Origin of the sequence: Aurantimonas manganoxydans SI85-9A1 (assembly GCF_000153465.1) — a bacterium.
Taxonomy (GTDB): domain Bacteria; phylum Pseudomonadota; class Alphaproteobacteria; order Rhizobiales; family Rhizobiaceae; genus Aurantimonas; species Aurantimonas manganoxydans.
In genome coordinates this window covers 4,080,377-4,093,837 of sequence record NZ_CH672387.1, presented here as the reverse complement: position 1 = coordinate 4,093,837, position 13,461 = coordinate 4,080,377, and the positions used below count along the sequence as shown (strand labels likewise).

General features: G+C 67.8%; 13 protein-coding genes. 4 read left to right on the top strand and 9 right to left on the bottom strand.

Going from position 1 to position 13,461, the window contains the following annotated elements:
- Positions 1 to 5 precede the first annotated feature (5 nt).
- Both SI859A1_RS19195 and SI859A1_RS19190 read right to left on the bottom strand, forming a co-directional pair.
- Entirely contained in the window at positions 6 to 1,070 is a 1,065-nt protein-coding gene (locus tag SI859A1_RS19195) for a fatty acid desaturase (protein ID WP_009211328.1), read from the bottom strand.
- A 219-nt stretch (positions 1,071 to 1,289) separates the two neighbouring features.
- A complete protein-coding gene (locus SI859A1_RS19190) occupies positions 1,290 to 2,543 on the bottom strand; it encodes an ROK family transcriptional regulator (protein WP_009211327.1) in 1,254 nt (417 codons plus the stop codon).
- Positions 2,544 to 2,809: 266 nt separating this feature from the next.
- Here SI859A1_RS19190 and SI859A1_RS19185 point away from each other — a divergent pair, with 266 nt between their 5' ends.
- The 3 genes from SI859A1_RS19185 (at position 2,810) to SI859A1_RS19175 (ending at position 5,805) form a co-directional block, all read left to right on the top strand.
- Complete coding sequence (locus SI859A1_RS19185) at positions 2,810 to 3,838, top strand: sugar ABC transporter substrate-binding protein (RefSeq protein WP_040326042.1); 1,029 nt, start codon at positions 2,810 to 2,812, stop codon at positions 3,836 to 3,838.
- A 111-nt stretch (positions 3,839 to 3,949) separates the two neighbouring features.
- On the top strand, positions 3,950 to 5,020 hold the full coding sequence (locus SI859A1_RS19180; RefSeq protein ID WP_009211325.1) for an ABC transporter permease: 1,071 nt from the start codon (positions 3,950 to 3,952) through the stop codon (positions 5,018 to 5,020).
- Positions 5,017 to 5,805 (top strand): ATP-binding cassette domain-containing protein, encoded by a 789-nt coding sequence (locus SI859A1_RS19175; protein WP_009211324.1) that lies wholly within the window; start codon positions 5,017 to 5,019, stop codon positions 5,803 to 5,805. Before SI859A1_RS19180 ends, SI859A1_RS19175 begins: the two co-directional genes overlap by 4 nt.
- A 31-nt stretch (positions 5,806 to 5,836) precedes the next feature.
- Here the strand turns inward: SI859A1_RS19175 and SI859A1_RS19170 are convergent, their stop codons facing one another.
- The 6 genes from SI859A1_RS19170 to SI859A1_RS19145 form a co-directional block, all read right to left on the bottom strand.
- Positions 5,837 to 6,649 (bottom strand): hypothetical protein, encoded by an 813-nt coding sequence (locus SI859A1_RS19170; RefSeq protein WP_050767614.1) that lies wholly within the window; start codon positions 6,647 to 6,649, stop codon positions 5,837 to 5,839.
- A 62-nt stretch (positions 6,650 to 6,711) separates the two neighbouring features.
- A complete protein-coding gene (locus tag SI859A1_RS19165; protein ID WP_009211322.1) occupies positions 6,712 to 7,560 on the bottom strand; it encodes a lanthanide ABC transporter permease protein PedC in 849 nt (282 codons plus the stop codon).
- Positions 7,557 to 8,345: a lanthanide ABC transporter ATP-binding protein PedB/LutE gene (locus SI859A1_RS19160; protein ID WP_040326783.1), complete on the bottom strand. Its 789-nt coding sequence runs from the start codon at positions 8,343 to 8,345 to the stop codon at positions 7,557 to 7,559. The genes SI859A1_RS19165 and SI859A1_RS19160 overlap by 4 nt, the downstream gene beginning before the upstream one ends.
- Positions 8,346 to 8,478: 133 nt before the next feature.
- Positions 8,479 to 9,078, bottom strand: a complete 600-nt coding sequence (locus SI859A1_RS19155; RefSeq protein ID WP_192847199.1) for a cupredoxin domain-containing protein — start codon at positions 9,076 to 9,078, stop codon at positions 8,479 to 8,481.
- A 67-nt stretch (positions 9,079 to 9,145) separates the two neighbouring features.
- Positions 9,146 to 10,120: a YVTN family beta-propeller repeat protein gene (locus SI859A1_RS19150; protein ID WP_009211319.1), complete on the bottom strand. Its 975-nt coding sequence runs from the start codon at positions 10,118 to 10,120 to the stop codon at positions 9,146 to 9,148.
- 424 nt (positions 10,121 to 10,544) lie between these two features.
- Complete coding sequence (locus tag SI859A1_RS19145) at positions 10,545 to 10,784, bottom strand: sulfurtransferase TusA family protein (RefSeq protein WP_009211317.1); 240 nt, start codon at positions 10,782 to 10,784, stop codon at positions 10,545 to 10,547.
- A gap of 169 nt (positions 10,785 to 10,953) precedes the next feature.
- On the opposite strand from SI859A1_RS19145, the gene SI859A1_RS19140 reads away from it, so the two are divergent.
- Entirely contained in the window at positions 10,954 to 12,255 is a 1,302-nt protein-coding gene (locus tag SI859A1_RS19140; RefSeq protein WP_148233899.1) for a GGDEF domain-containing protein, read from the top strand.
- 50 nt (positions 12,256 to 12,305) lie between these two features.
- On the opposite strand, the gene SI859A1_RS19135 is transcribed toward SI859A1_RS19140, so the two are convergent.
- On the bottom strand, positions 12,306 to 13,274 hold the full coding sequence (locus SI859A1_RS19135; protein ID WP_009211315.1) for a hydroxymethylglutaryl-CoA lyase: 969 nt from the start codon (positions 13,272 to 13,274) through the stop codon (positions 12,306 to 12,308).
- Positions 13,275 to 13,461 lie beyond the last annotated feature (187 nt).

Below are 13,461 nucleotides of genomic sequence, written 5' to 3'. Positions count from 1 at the left end.
GCGCCTCATGCTGCTGCGGCGGGGGCCGGTTCCAGCCGTGCACCGAGCGACTTGGCGGCGTCGCGGAACGACACCAGCCGCCGGGCGCTCTCGTCCCACAGCACCAGCTTCACGCAGTTGAAGCTCTGGCGAATGGTGATGCGGCCGAGCCCGTGCAGCTCGGGGAATTCGCGCAGCACCTCCGGCAGGCGGTAGAACGGCACCGTGCTCGACAGGTGATGCACGTGATGGATGCCGATATTGCCGGTGAACCAGCGCAGCACCGGCGGCAGGTCGTAATGCGACGAGCCGTGCAGGGCGGCGTGCTGGAACTTCCACTCGTCGCTTTCCGACCAGTGGGTCTCCTCGAACTGGTGCTGCACGTAGAACAGCCAGACGCCCGCCGTGGCGGCCATCAGGGTGATCGGCAGCTGCACCGCCAGGAAGGGCACGAGGCCCATCGCCCAGATCAGCAGCGCCGCCGGAATGGCGATGCCGAGATTGGTGGCGAGCGTCGACGTCCAGGGCTGCACGCCGGCGCGCATCAGGCCGACCGGCAGGCGGTACTGGCAGATGAACAGCCATGCGGGTCCAAGCCCGAACATCACCGCCGGGTGGCGGTAGAGCCGGTAGCGGATACGGCCCCATTTGGTCAGGGCGTTGTACTCGGCGACCGTCAGCGTATCGACGTCGCCGATGCCGCGCTGGTCGAGATTGCCGGTGGTGGCGTGGTGGACGGCATGGGTGCGGCGCCAGTAATCATAGGGCGTGAAGGTGACGACGCCGATGACCCGGCCGGTCCAGTCGTTGACCGCCCGGCGGGCGAACAGCGAGCCATGGCCGCAATCGTGCTGCAGCATGAACAGCCGCACCAGGAAGCCGGCGGCCGGCACGGTGAGGATCAGCCCCCACCAGTGGCCGTGGGTGACCGCGACGGCGGTCAAGGCCCACAGGGCGACGAAGGGAATGGCCGTGATGGCGATCTCCCAGACGCTGCGCGCGGTATCCGGCTTGCGGTACCGGGCAAGCGCTTTGGTCCAGGAGATGGTCTTGGCGTCGGCGGCGGTGCCGACCGTATCGGTGGAGGTCAAGGAGTATCCAAGCTGGGGTGCCCTCGCCGACCGGGCGCCATCGACCGATCGCGGATCGGGCGGCGGCGGGAAAACGAGGAGAGATGCGGGAGCGAACCGGCTCGCGCTCCTCCGAGGGCAGGGGGTATTCCCTGCTGACGTGTCTATCATCATGGCGCATTGAGGCAAGGTTGCGACGCGCCCGGCCGATCAAATTCCCCGTGACGCGTGTTGCCGCCCTTACGCTGCCTCTGCGGACAGCCCCCGGTGGTCGAGCAGGAACCGCGCGAAGAACGGCAGGCTCGCCGAACCGATCTCGCGGGCGCTGGCGCCCATTGTTCCGGCCCGGATATCAAGGGGTGTGAGGCCCTGGCGCCTGAGCCGCACCATGGCGCGCTGGGTCGCTTCGACCAGTCGTGCCCGTACGTTCTCGGGAAAGCCGCCGTCGATGACCGCGCATTCGAAATCATAGACCGCACTGGCGGAGACGATGGCATAGGCGAGGCCGCGCGCGGCGATGCCCAGCCAGTGGTCGAGCACCGTGCCGAGTTCGTCCCAGGCGCCGGCATCCTTCCACAGGACCAGCGGATCGCCGCCTTCGGCCGCGATCATCTTCTCCAGGACATGGATCGAGGCGAAGTTGATCAGCTGTTCGAAGCCGTCCAGCCGGACGCCGGCGACGCCTTCGCGGGCCGCGCGGGGCACCGGCATCGAGCCCAGCGCGCCAGCATTGGCGGTGCGCCCCGTGACGAGGTCGCCGCCCATGACGATCCCGCCGCCGACAAAGGCGCCGACGAAGAAATAGACATAGTCCAGCGACGTCGTTGTGCCGAAGACGTTCTCGGCGGCGCAGGCCGCCGTCGCGTCATTGGCCAGGTTGACCGGCAGGCCGGTGATCGCGATGAGCTCGGCGACGATGTCGACTTGGCGCCAGGCGTCCATGCGTTCGGCCGGTGCGCCGATCTCCTCGGCCCAGGACCACATCTCGTAGGGCATGGCGACGCCGAGGCCGACGATCCGCAGGCGCAGCCGGGCCTCGATCGCGCTGGCGACGCGCGGCTGCGCCTCGCGCACAAAATCGAGGACGAGGGCGACATCGGGATAGGCATAGGTCAGCCGTTCGCGCGACCGCACCACGCCAAGGAAATCCATCAGGACGAGTTCGACCGAGCGGCGGCCGATCTTCAGGCCGAAGGTGAAGGCCCCGGAGGGATTGAGCCGCATCGGGATCGAGGGCTGGCCGACCCGGCCGCGCCGTGGCTTGTCCCGCAGCACCAGTTCCTCCGCCTCGAGCGCCCGCATGATCACCGAGGCGGTCTGGGCCGAAAGTCCTGTCCGCCGGGCGATCTCGGCCTTGGCGAGTTCGCCATGCTGGCGGATGAGGCTCAGGACGGTGCGCTCGTTGTGGGCGCGCAGGCCGGACTGGTTGGAGCCGCGCATGCGGCCTGATGACGACGGTATCTCTGGCGGAACGCCTTCAGCCTGCGGGTCCATGCTTCCTCCTCGCGGGCGTTCAGGCGGTCCGGCACGGTCGCCCCCGGCGGACCACGCCCCATATTCCACGACGGCTCGCAATAGCCGGATCGTTGCATCGAACCCGGCTGCCGTCAATAAATAAATCAATGTGATTTATCATCGTTGACAGCGTTTCCGGCTTGGTGTTTCGTAGGCTCGATCGGGCTGGCGAGGAGGCTGGCCCGCCGCGTTTCACGGCGCGTCAATGTCGGCCGGTTGGCCGACGGTTCTGGGAGGTTCTCAACGTGACATTCCGCACGCTACTCGCATCCACCGCCATTGTCGGCCTCGCCGCCCTCGCCACGCCGGCCGCCGCGCAGGACGCTAAGGCCAGCGCCTGCCTGATCACCAAGACCGACATCAACCCGTTCTTCGTCAAGATGAAGGAAGGCGCCACGGCCAAGGCCGAGGAACTCGGCGTCGAGCTGTCCAGCTATGCCGGCAAGGTCGATGGCGACCACGAGACCCAGGTCCAGGCGGTCGAGAGCTGCATCGCGGCCGGCGCCAAGGGCATCCTGATTGCCGCCTCCGACACCAAGGCGATCACCGACGTGGTCAAGCGGGCCCGAGACAACGGCGTTCTGGTGATCGCCCTCGACACGCCGCTGGAGCCGATCGATGCGGCCGATGCGACCTTCGCCACGGACAATTTCAAGGCCGGGCTGCTGATCGGCCAGTGGGCCAAGGCGACGATGGGCGACAAGGCGGCCGACGCCAAGATCGCGCTGCTCGACCTGTCGCCCTCGGCGCCCTCGGTCGACGTCCTGCGCGACCAGGGCTTCCTCAAGGGCTTCGGCATCGACGTGAAGGACGAGGCGACGATCGGCGACGAGGACGATCCGCGTATCGTCGGCCACGACGTGACCTCGGGCAATGAAGAGGGCGGCCGTACGGCCATGGAGAGCCTGCTCCAGAAGGATTCGGGCATCAACCTCGTCTACACGATCAACGAGCCGGCCGCGGCCGGCGCCTACGAGGCGCTGAAATCCTTCGGCATGGAGGGCAACGTCCTGATCGTCTCCGTCGACGGCGGCTGCCCGGGCGTCCAGAACGTAGAGGAGGGCGTCATCGGCGCCACCTCCCAGCAATACCCGCTGGACATGGCGGCCAAGGGCATCGAGGCGATCGCCCAGTATGCCAAGGACGGCACCGTGCCGCAGCCGACCGAAGGGCTCGACTTCTTCGACACCGGCGTCAACCTGGTGACCGACGCGCCGGTGGACGGCGTGGAGTCGATCAGCGTGGCGGAAGGCCTCGATCGCTGCTGGGGATGATGGACGAGCGGGCGGCCTTCAGGGCCGCCCCTTCCGTCTGCGAGCCCGCTTCCACCTTCGCCGAGCCGGCCCGATGCAGGGGCATGGCAGGGCCGACCGGAGTGAGACGACATGAGTGATCCGACCAGCCGGGGAGCGGATTTCGAATCCTCCCTGAAGGACAGTGACGTGACGGTCGCAGCCTTCGAGCGCCGCTCGCGCGGCCCGCTCGACGCGGCCCAGCATTTCCTCCACGGCGCACCGACCATGGTACCGGTGATCGTGCTGCTCCTGTCGGTCGCCGTCTTCGGCGTGGTCTCCAACAATTTCTTCTCCGCCTTCAACCTGTCGCTGATCATGCAGCAGGTGGCGATCGTCGGCATCCTCGCCGCGGCCCAGAGCCTCGTCATCCTGACCGCCGGCATCGACCTGTCGGTCGCCGCGGTGATGGTGATGATCTCGGTGATCATGGGACGGCTCAGCGTCGAGGCCGGGCTGCCGGTGCCGCTGGCCATCCTCTCCGGCTTCGTCGTCGGCACGCTGACCGGTCTTCTCAACGGCATCCTGGTGACCAAGGTGCGGCTGCCGCCCTTCATCACCACCCTCGGCACCTGGAACGTCTTCCTGGCGCTGAACTACTATTTTTCCAATCGTGAGACGATCCGCAGCCAGACGCTGGATGCCGAGGCACCGTTGCTGAAGCTGTTCGGCGAGCGCTTCAACATCGGCGGCGCGGTGCTGACCTGGGGCGTCGTCCTGATGGTCGTGATCTTCGTGGTGCTCTGGTTCGTCCTCAACCGCACCGCCTGGGGCCGGCATGTCTACGCCATTGGCGACGACAAGGAAGCGGCGGAACTGTCGGGCATCCGCACCGACCGGACGCTGATCTCGGTCTACATGGTCTCGGGCTTCATCTGCGCCCTGGCCGCCTGGGCCTCGATCGGCCGCGTCGGCTCGGTCAGCCCGACCTCCTTCTTCGAGGCCAATCTGGAATCCATCACCGCCGTGGTGATCGGCGGCATCTCGCTCTTCGGCGGACGTGGCTCGATCATCGGACCGATGATCGGCGCCCTGATCGTCGGCGTCTTCAACTCCGGCCTGCGCCTCGCCGGCGTCGACGTCCTGTGGCAGCTCTTCGCCACGGGCTGGCTGATCATTCTCGCGGTCGCGATCGACCAGTGGATCAGGAAGGTCTCCGCATGAGCACGTCCCAGACACCCGTCCTCTCGGCCCGCGGCATCGTCAAGAACTACGGCCGCGTCACCGCCCTCGATCACGCCGATTTCGATCTCTATCCCGGCGAGATTCTCGCCGTGATCGGCGACAACGGGGCCGGCAAGTCCTCGCTGATCAAGGCGATCTCCGGCGCCGTCAGCATCGACGAGGGCGAGATCCGCCTGAACGGCGAGCCGGTACGCTTCACCTCGCCCATGCAGGCCCGCGATGCCGGCATCGAGACGGTGTACCAGAACCTCGCACTGTCGCCGGCGCTGTCGATCGCCGACAACATGTTCCTCGGCCGCGAGATCCGCAAACCCGGTTTCATGGGCAAGTATCTGCGGATGCTCGATCGCACCGCCATGGAGCGGATCGCCCGCGACAAGCTCTCCGAACTCGGCCTGATGACCATCCAGAACATCGGCCAGGCGGTCGAGACCCTGTCGGGCGGCCAGCGCCAGGGCGTCGCGGTGGCGCGCGCCGCGGCCTTCGGCTCCAAGGTGCTGATCCTCGACGAGCCGACGGCGGCCCTCGGCGTCAAGGAATCGCGCAAGGTGCTGGAGCTGATCCAGGACGTGCGCTCGCGCGGCATGCCGATCGTCCTGATCTCGCACAACATGCCGCATGTCTTCGAGGTCGCCGACCGGATCCACGTTCACCGTCTCGGCAAGCGGCTCTGCGTCATCGACCCGAAGACCGCCTCGATGAACGACGCCGTGGCGCTGATGACCGGCGCCAAGACGCCGGAAACGGCGATGCAGGCGGCCTGACAGCCGCGACCCGTCGGCGCGCGCTGCGGTCCTACAGCGCGCCGGCGATGGCCCGCGCCAGGCCGAAGGCCCGCTGTTCGATCAGGATCGGCACCTCGCAAACATAGGTCAGCGACTGCCGGCGCTCGTTGAAGATGCGCGTGTCCCACAACAGCGCCTGCCGGGCGTTCTCGATGTCGTTGTTGCTGGAGGCCGGATCGCGTTGCACCCTGGCGAAGTCGGCCGACTGCGCCCGCAGCTTGGCCGCCAGCGCCTTCTGCTTGGCGCCGTAGCGCTCGATGCCCCCCATCACCTCGCTGCGCTCGTTGTTCAGCCGCGCCAGCATGTCGACGAACAGCGCCGTGGCGGCAGCCTCGCGCTCGGCCTCCGGCAGGTCGGCGACATGCGCCCGAACCAGTGCTTCGGCCTCCTCCAGCGGCAGGCGGCGCGCCACCACAAGGTCGATCAGGGCTCGCATCTCGGCTGTCCGTTCGACCGTGTCGGCCAAAGCGAGATCGGGTCCCGCCCAGATCTGCGCCGGGGTGATCGATTCCACCCGGCGCTGGACGCAGGGCCAGTCGGTGGTGCCCTTTTCGCCGCCGCGCGCAAAGCTCATCGGATCGGCCGGCGCGTCGTCGCCGGCGGCCGGCTCGGCGTCTGTCTCCGCAGCGCTTCCCTCCGGCGCCGCTGCATTGGCCGGCGGGGCATTGGTGGGGGCGGGGCCCGGCACGACGAAGCCCTCCGGCACGGCGCGGGGCGATGCGCCGTCCTGCGCCGCTGCTGTACCGGCACCGATCGCGGTCGTGATGGCCAGCAGCGACACGGCGGCAACGACCGAGCGGCGGGCGGTGAGACGGACGAGCATGGGATCCTCCCTGTATCGCGGCGCACGATGGCGGCCCGGCATCGGCGGCCGCCGGATGCTGCCTATTGCTGGCGCTTGCGGCTGATCAGCCCGCGCTGTGGGTCGTAGGAGATGATCGCGCCGCCGAGAAAGGCGATCGTGCAGCCGACGACGATCGCCAGCGCCGGGGCGTTGAGCTGGCCGTACAGCGCGAACCGCACCAGCTCGACGGCGTGGGTGAACGGGTTGAACAGGCAGATCTGGTAGAGCAGCGGGCTCGATTCCTGCACCCGCCAGAGCGGGTAGAGCGCCGAGGAGGCGAAATACATCGGGAAGATCACGAAGTTCATCACCCCGGCGAAATTCTCCAATTGCTGCACCAGCGACGACAGCAGCATGCCCAGCGAGCCGAGCATCAGGCCGCTGATGATCAACGCAGGCAGCACGTAGAGATAGCCCGACCAGTGCGGCTGCACCTCCCAGAACCAGGCGATGGCGAAGAACACGTAGACCTGCAGGATGCCGACGGCGACGCCGGCACCGAGCTTGGCGACCAGCAGGAACCAGCGCGGCAGCGGCGACACCAGCAGCGTCTTCATCGTCCCGGTCTCGCGGTCGTAGACCATCGACAGCGACGATTGCATGCCGTTGAACAGGAGGATCATGCCGACCAGCCCCGGCGTGATGTAGACCTCGTAGAGAATATAGGTCTGGTAGGGCGCGGTGATCGACACGCCGAGCACCTGCCGGAAGCCGGCTGCAAAGATGAACAGCCACAGGAGCGGGCGCACCAGGGCCGAGACGAAGCGTTCGCGCTGATGCAGGAAACGCAGCGCCTCGCGCCCGACGATGCCGCGCAGGCAGATCGCATAAGCCGCGAGCGGAAAGCCGCGGGCCGGCTCGCGGCCGGCCATGTCGGGCGTCGCGCTCATGGCATCGTCTCCGGTTCCACCTTCGGCGTCGCCAGCCCCGTGAGACGAGAGAAGGCGTCGCGGATCGAGCCGGCGCTTTCCGCCGCCACGACATCCGGCACCCGGCCTTCGGCCAGCACCTTGCCGTGATGCAAAACGACGACCCGGTCGCTTTCGTCGATCTCGTCGATCAGGTGGGTCGCCCACAGGACGCTGACGCCCTCGTCGGCGACGAGCCGGCGGACCTCCGCGACGATCTCGGCGCGCGAGCGGATGTCGAGCCCGACGGTCGGCTCGTCGAGCAGGATGAGGCGGGGCCGGTGCATGAAGGCGCGCACGATCTCGATACGGCGCAACTGGCCGCCCGACAGGCTGCGGGCCTTGTCGCCGAGCCGGTCGATCAACTCCGAGCCCTGCAGGATCTCCGCGATGCGCTGCTTCGCCGCGGCGCGTGACATGCCGTGCAGCGCGGCGTGATAGGTCAGGTTCTGGCCGATCGACAGTTCCAGATCGAGGGTACGCGCCTGGAACACCACGCCCAGCCGGCGCAGCGCCTCGCCGGGATGGCGATCGAGCGGCCAGCCGAGAATCTCGATCTGGCCCTCGCGCACGTTGAACAGGCGCGTCACCAGCGAGAACAGCGTCGACTTGCCGGCGCCATTGGGACCGAGCAGCGCCGTGAACGAACCCTGCGGCACCGTGAAGGACACGTCGTCGAGCGCCTTGCGGGCACCATAGGCATGGCTGACATGGGCGACGGAAAGGGCAGTGACCCCTGGCTCATGCGGCTTGGTGGCTGAAACCATCGTCATCCGTTGCAATCTTTGCGCCCGCCCGACCTTACCGTGACAGCCGGGAGAAAACACCCGCCAAAACACCGGCAACCCGCCCGCCGGTCCGGCGGGGCGGGCTGCCCGTGATCGTTCACAAAGGTGCGGATCAGGGAACGACCGTGATCGTGCCCTTCATGCCTTCCTTCTCGTCCAGTCCCTCGACATACCAGTCGTAGCGGCCCGGACGGATGGTCTGGAACTGCACGGTGATCGGGCCCTTGGCGTCGAATTCCAGCCAGGCCGGCGCGCCGTTCATGTGGATCTCGCGATCCTCGATGACGATCTGGTTGTTCCAGACGCTTCGGAAGAAGGCCGGGGCATGGAACTTGTACTCGACACCGCCATCCGAGACGATGTCCCAGCGATAGGGCTGGCCGGCGCGCAGGACGAAATCCTTGGCGCTGACCGCATAGGGATCGTCACTGGAACCGATCGTCAGGGGCGTGATGATCTGCGAGGAGAGCGACAGCGGCGGCAGGCCGATCTGGTCGCCGTTGAGAGCGCTGGCCGGCATCAATTCCGAGCCCGGCATCATCTCCAGTTCGCTGGCCGGCGGCACCATGGCGCCGCCATGGGCGTCGTCATCGTCTTCATCATCGTCGTCATCGGCGGTGACGGACGCACTGCCACTGTCCTGCGCGGCGGCGACGGTCGCGGGCGCAAAGGCCAGGAAGGCCGCCATCAGCGATAGCCAGACTGGTTTCATGCTCTCTCTCCCCAAAACACGGCTGCCGGACGCAGCCCTTCAGATCCTCCCCGCGACGCGCGGCCGGCTATTCGTCCCCCGCCACGGCCACGCCCCAGGGCTCGCGTCCCACCTGCACCGACTTGATGACCTTGTCGGCCGCCACGTCGATGATCGAGATGTCGTTGGAAATGCCGTTGGTGGTGAACAGATGCGTCTGGTCGGGCGAGAAGGCGAGCTGCCACACCCGCTGGCCGACCAGCAGATAGTCCAGCACCTCGTAGGTGTTGCCGTCGATCACGGCGATCCGGTTGGCCGGTCCGAGCGCCACATAGGCCTTGGAGCCGTCGTCGGTGATCCGCACGCCCACCGGCTGAATCGCCTCGGATCGGATGCCGGGAATCTCGAAGGTGATCTTCTTCTTGATCTCCTTGGTGTCGGTGTCGATCACGCTGACCGTGCCGCCGATCTCGGCGGTCACCCAGACCTCCGACCCGTCGCTCTTGTACTGCGCGAAGCGCGGCCGCGAATCCACCAGCACATTGGCGACGATGCGATGGCTCTCCCGATCGATGAAATGCGCCATGTTGGTGGTTTCTGAGGTGTTCACGATGATCGCGCCGTCGGGCGAGATCCCCATGCCTTCCGGCTCGACGCCGACCGGGATCTCGGCCAGCCGCGCGCCGGTTTCCAGATCGATGACGGTGACGAGATTGTCGTCCTCATTGGCCGCATAGAGCCGGTCGCCGCTCGCCGAAACGACCAGGAGCTCCGGGTCAGGGCCCGACGGAAGGGTGCGGATGAATTCGTAGGTCTCGGTGTCGTAGACTTGGATCGTGTCGCTGTCGCTGGCGCAGACATAGAGATGCTTGCCGTCGGGGCTGACGGCGATGCCGCGCGGCCGCTGGCCGACCTCGAAGGTGTCGACGACGGCGAAATCGGCCGAGTCGAGCACCGTTATGTCGTTGCCCTTCTCGTTCGACACGAAGATCTTGTAGGCAAAGGCGGGGCTCGCCGACAGGGCGAGCGTGGCGACGAGCGCCGTCAGGGTCAGTCGTCTCATCTTTCCTCCCGGCGGGGCTGGCCCCGTCTGCGTCTGTCTCGGCGGCCCTTAGGGGCGGCCGACCATACGCCATGGCGACCCGTCCCCGCGAGCCGTGTTTTTCCCGTCGCCCGCCGATCCGCGGCGCGCCCGTCCGCGCCCGTCTGACCGGGCCGTCGCAACCGGCGATGGACGGATGACCCGCGGATCGGCCTCCGTTCCGGGACCGCGGGAAAACTGGACCCGGTCGCCCCGGCCCCGCTGCCTTTGGGAGGGGCAGGAAGCCGGGAGACGACCGTTGCAGTGACGCTAGCCCGGCGTCCTTGCGATCGGCAACGGGACAAGTTCCCGTCTTTGTCGCAGGCCGCTTTCGCGGTCTTCACGGGGCGTCGGACGATGCCATCCATCGCCGCCCGTCACTGCGGGACAGCGTTCGGCAGACCGGTCAGGCGGCGGCGGTCGGGGCCGATTTCTCGATCACGAAGATGCTGCGCTCGCCCTCTCGTTCGGTGGCCGCGAGCCGGTAGCCCATCTCGGCGACCAGATTGGGAATGTCGATCACCGCCAGCGGATCGGTGCAGCGCACTTCCAAGAGCTCGCCCGGCGCGATGCCGCCAAGCGCCTTGCGGGTCTTCAGGGCCGGAAGCGGGCATTTCAGCCCGGTGAGGTCGAGGATCGTGGTCATGCGGGCGACGATGGTCGAGCGGCGACGGCTCGTCAATCGCCGCGATGTCGCCGGGCGCCGAACAGCCAGGCGGGGCCGGACGAAGGGGCTGATCCGGTACGATATGGCAAGCTTGCTTTTACGCTTGTCTGCGATGCTGGACGCGGGAGACATCACCAATGTGCCGCGCATGACAGTTCCGCCCGCGCCCGTTCCGAAGCGACGATCCGGCCCGCTTGCGCGCGTCCGGTTCTATGGCTCGCGGCCCGCGATCACCGATATCGAGCAATTGCTGGCCATGCGGACGCGGGACATCCGCCTGGACGGCGAGATCGGCACGCTCTTCCGCGATCGCATCTGGTCCCAGTCGGCCAAGATCATCCGCGCCTGGATGCTCTGGGTGGCGATTCTCAACGTTCTGATGCTGACGCTGCCCTGGTTGACGCTGCCGCCGGCCGTGACCCTGTCAATGCTCGTACCCGGCGCGGTCCTGTCGTCGGTGGCCATCGCGGTCTTCCTGATCTGGCGCGAGCCCCGTGCCCAGCGCCTGCAGCGCGTCGCCCTGGTCGCCGGCATGGGGATCATCCTCCTGTCCATCGCCCTGATCGGCGAGGCGGCAGGTGGCGGCTATCACGAACGCTATCTGAACATCATGATGGTGGTGGCGATCTCGGCCATCGTCATCTTCGGCATTCCGCTGCGCTGGACAGCGGCGATCGCCGCCATCACCGTCTGCCTTTACTGCATCTTCCAGCTCCGCAATCCGGGTCTGGGAATCGGCAGCGCCGTGGCCTGGACGCTGTTCTTCGCCTGCGGCATCGGCGCGACCGTGGTGGCCCGGCGCAGCATGACGCTTCTGGCGCAGAAGGCATTTCTGCTCGACCTGCGTGACAAGACCCGCGTCGCGGAGTTGGCCGCCGCGAACGGCCGGCTCGAGGAACTCGCCCGGACCGATCCCCTGACCGGCGTGGCCAACCGGCGCTGGATGACGGAGATCCTCGACGCGCTCTGGAGCGCTCAGCGGACCCGGGTGTCGGGCGCCCTGCTGATGTGCGACATCGACGACTTCAAGAACCTCAACGACCGCCTCGGCCATGGCGAAGGCGATCGCTGCCTGATCGAAGTGGCGAAGCTCATCGGCGATTGCGTGCGGCGGGACGGGGACAAGGTCGCCCGTTACGGCGGCGAGGAGTTCCTGGTTCTCCTGCGCGACGTCGATACGCGGGCGGCGCTTGTCACCGCCGAGCGAATCCGTCGCAGAATCGGCGACGCCGGGCTTGCCAATCCTGGGTCGCGTGTCGCGTCCCGCGTGACGATCAGCATCGGCGTCGCGGCCCTGGAGCCTGGCGACGGCGACGTCACGCCGCAACAATTGCAGGAACGCGCCGACGCGGCGCTCTACCTGGCCAAGCAGTCCGGCCGCAACCGCGTGGTGCTCTATGGCGCCGATGCGGCCTGCCTGGATCGATCACGGCTGGCCGAGGACGCCTGACGGCCTGAGGCGGCCGTCGGCCGGCCGTCACATCCGTTTCCAGCAGACGCTCAGGCGGTGGCGCGGACCGCCGGGGTTCCGCAGGCTGCGCCGCCGGACCGGGCGATCCGCCAGGCGGCGCTGTCGAGCGGCGTGTCGCGCCAGTCGGCCAGAAGCGCCGCCGCGTCGAGGAGGGTGGCCGGATCGACATCGGTCGCCACATCCATGGCATGCAGCATCGCCACCACATCCTCGGTCGCCGAATTGCCGGTCGCACCCGGCGCGTAGGGGCAGCCGCCAAGGCCCCCCACCGCCGCGTCGAAGGACCGGATGCCCGCCTGCAGGCCGGCCAGCGTGTTGGCCAGCGCCTGGCCGCGCGTGTCGTGCAGATGCAGCTCGAACTCGGTGTTTGGGAACCTGGTCAGCATCAGCGTCGACAGGGCATGGACCTGCGCCGGATTGGCGACGCCGATCGTGTCGCAAAGGCCGATGCGCGGCGCCCCGGCCTCGACAAAGCGGCTGGCGATCTGGGCGACATGCTCCGGCGCGACGGCGCCGTCGAAGGGGCAGCCGAACACCACCGACAGGGAGACGCGGGTCTTCAGGCCGGCCTGCCGGGCCTCGGCCTCCAGCTCCAGCAATTCGGTGACCGAGGCTTCGGTGGTGCGGTTGAGATTGGCGGTGTTGTGGGCGTCGGTCACCGAGACCACCAGCGTCACGCCCTTGGCCCCGGCGGCCATCGCCCGGTCGAGGCCGCGGCGGTTGGGGATCAGCGCAAAGGGCGTGATCGGCAGGTCGGCGACGGCGCGCGTCACCTCTTCCGCGTCGGCCAGGTTCGGGATCCATTTGGGATGGGTGAAGGACGTCACCTCGATCTCGGTCAGGCCGGCCGCCGCCAGGCGCCGCACGAGTTCGATCTTCTGGTCCGTCGGCAAGTATTTCGGCTCGTTCTGCAGGCCGTCGCGCGGACCGACCTCGACGATGCGGACCTTGGCGGGCAGGGACAGGGTCATGGTGATACGCTCCTCGAGGTCCATCATGCGCCGCCGGGGCGGGCGCGGGGGGGCAGCCGATCCGGCAGCGCCAAGGACGCACGGTCCGGATCGCTGCGGTTCTACGCCGAAGGCCGGCCGCCTGCCAAGCATCCGCCGGGATGCCGCCGGGTTCGCGCCTCGATAGCGGCCAGACTATGCAAAGGCGACGCGAGCCTACAGTGCCACAGTCGAA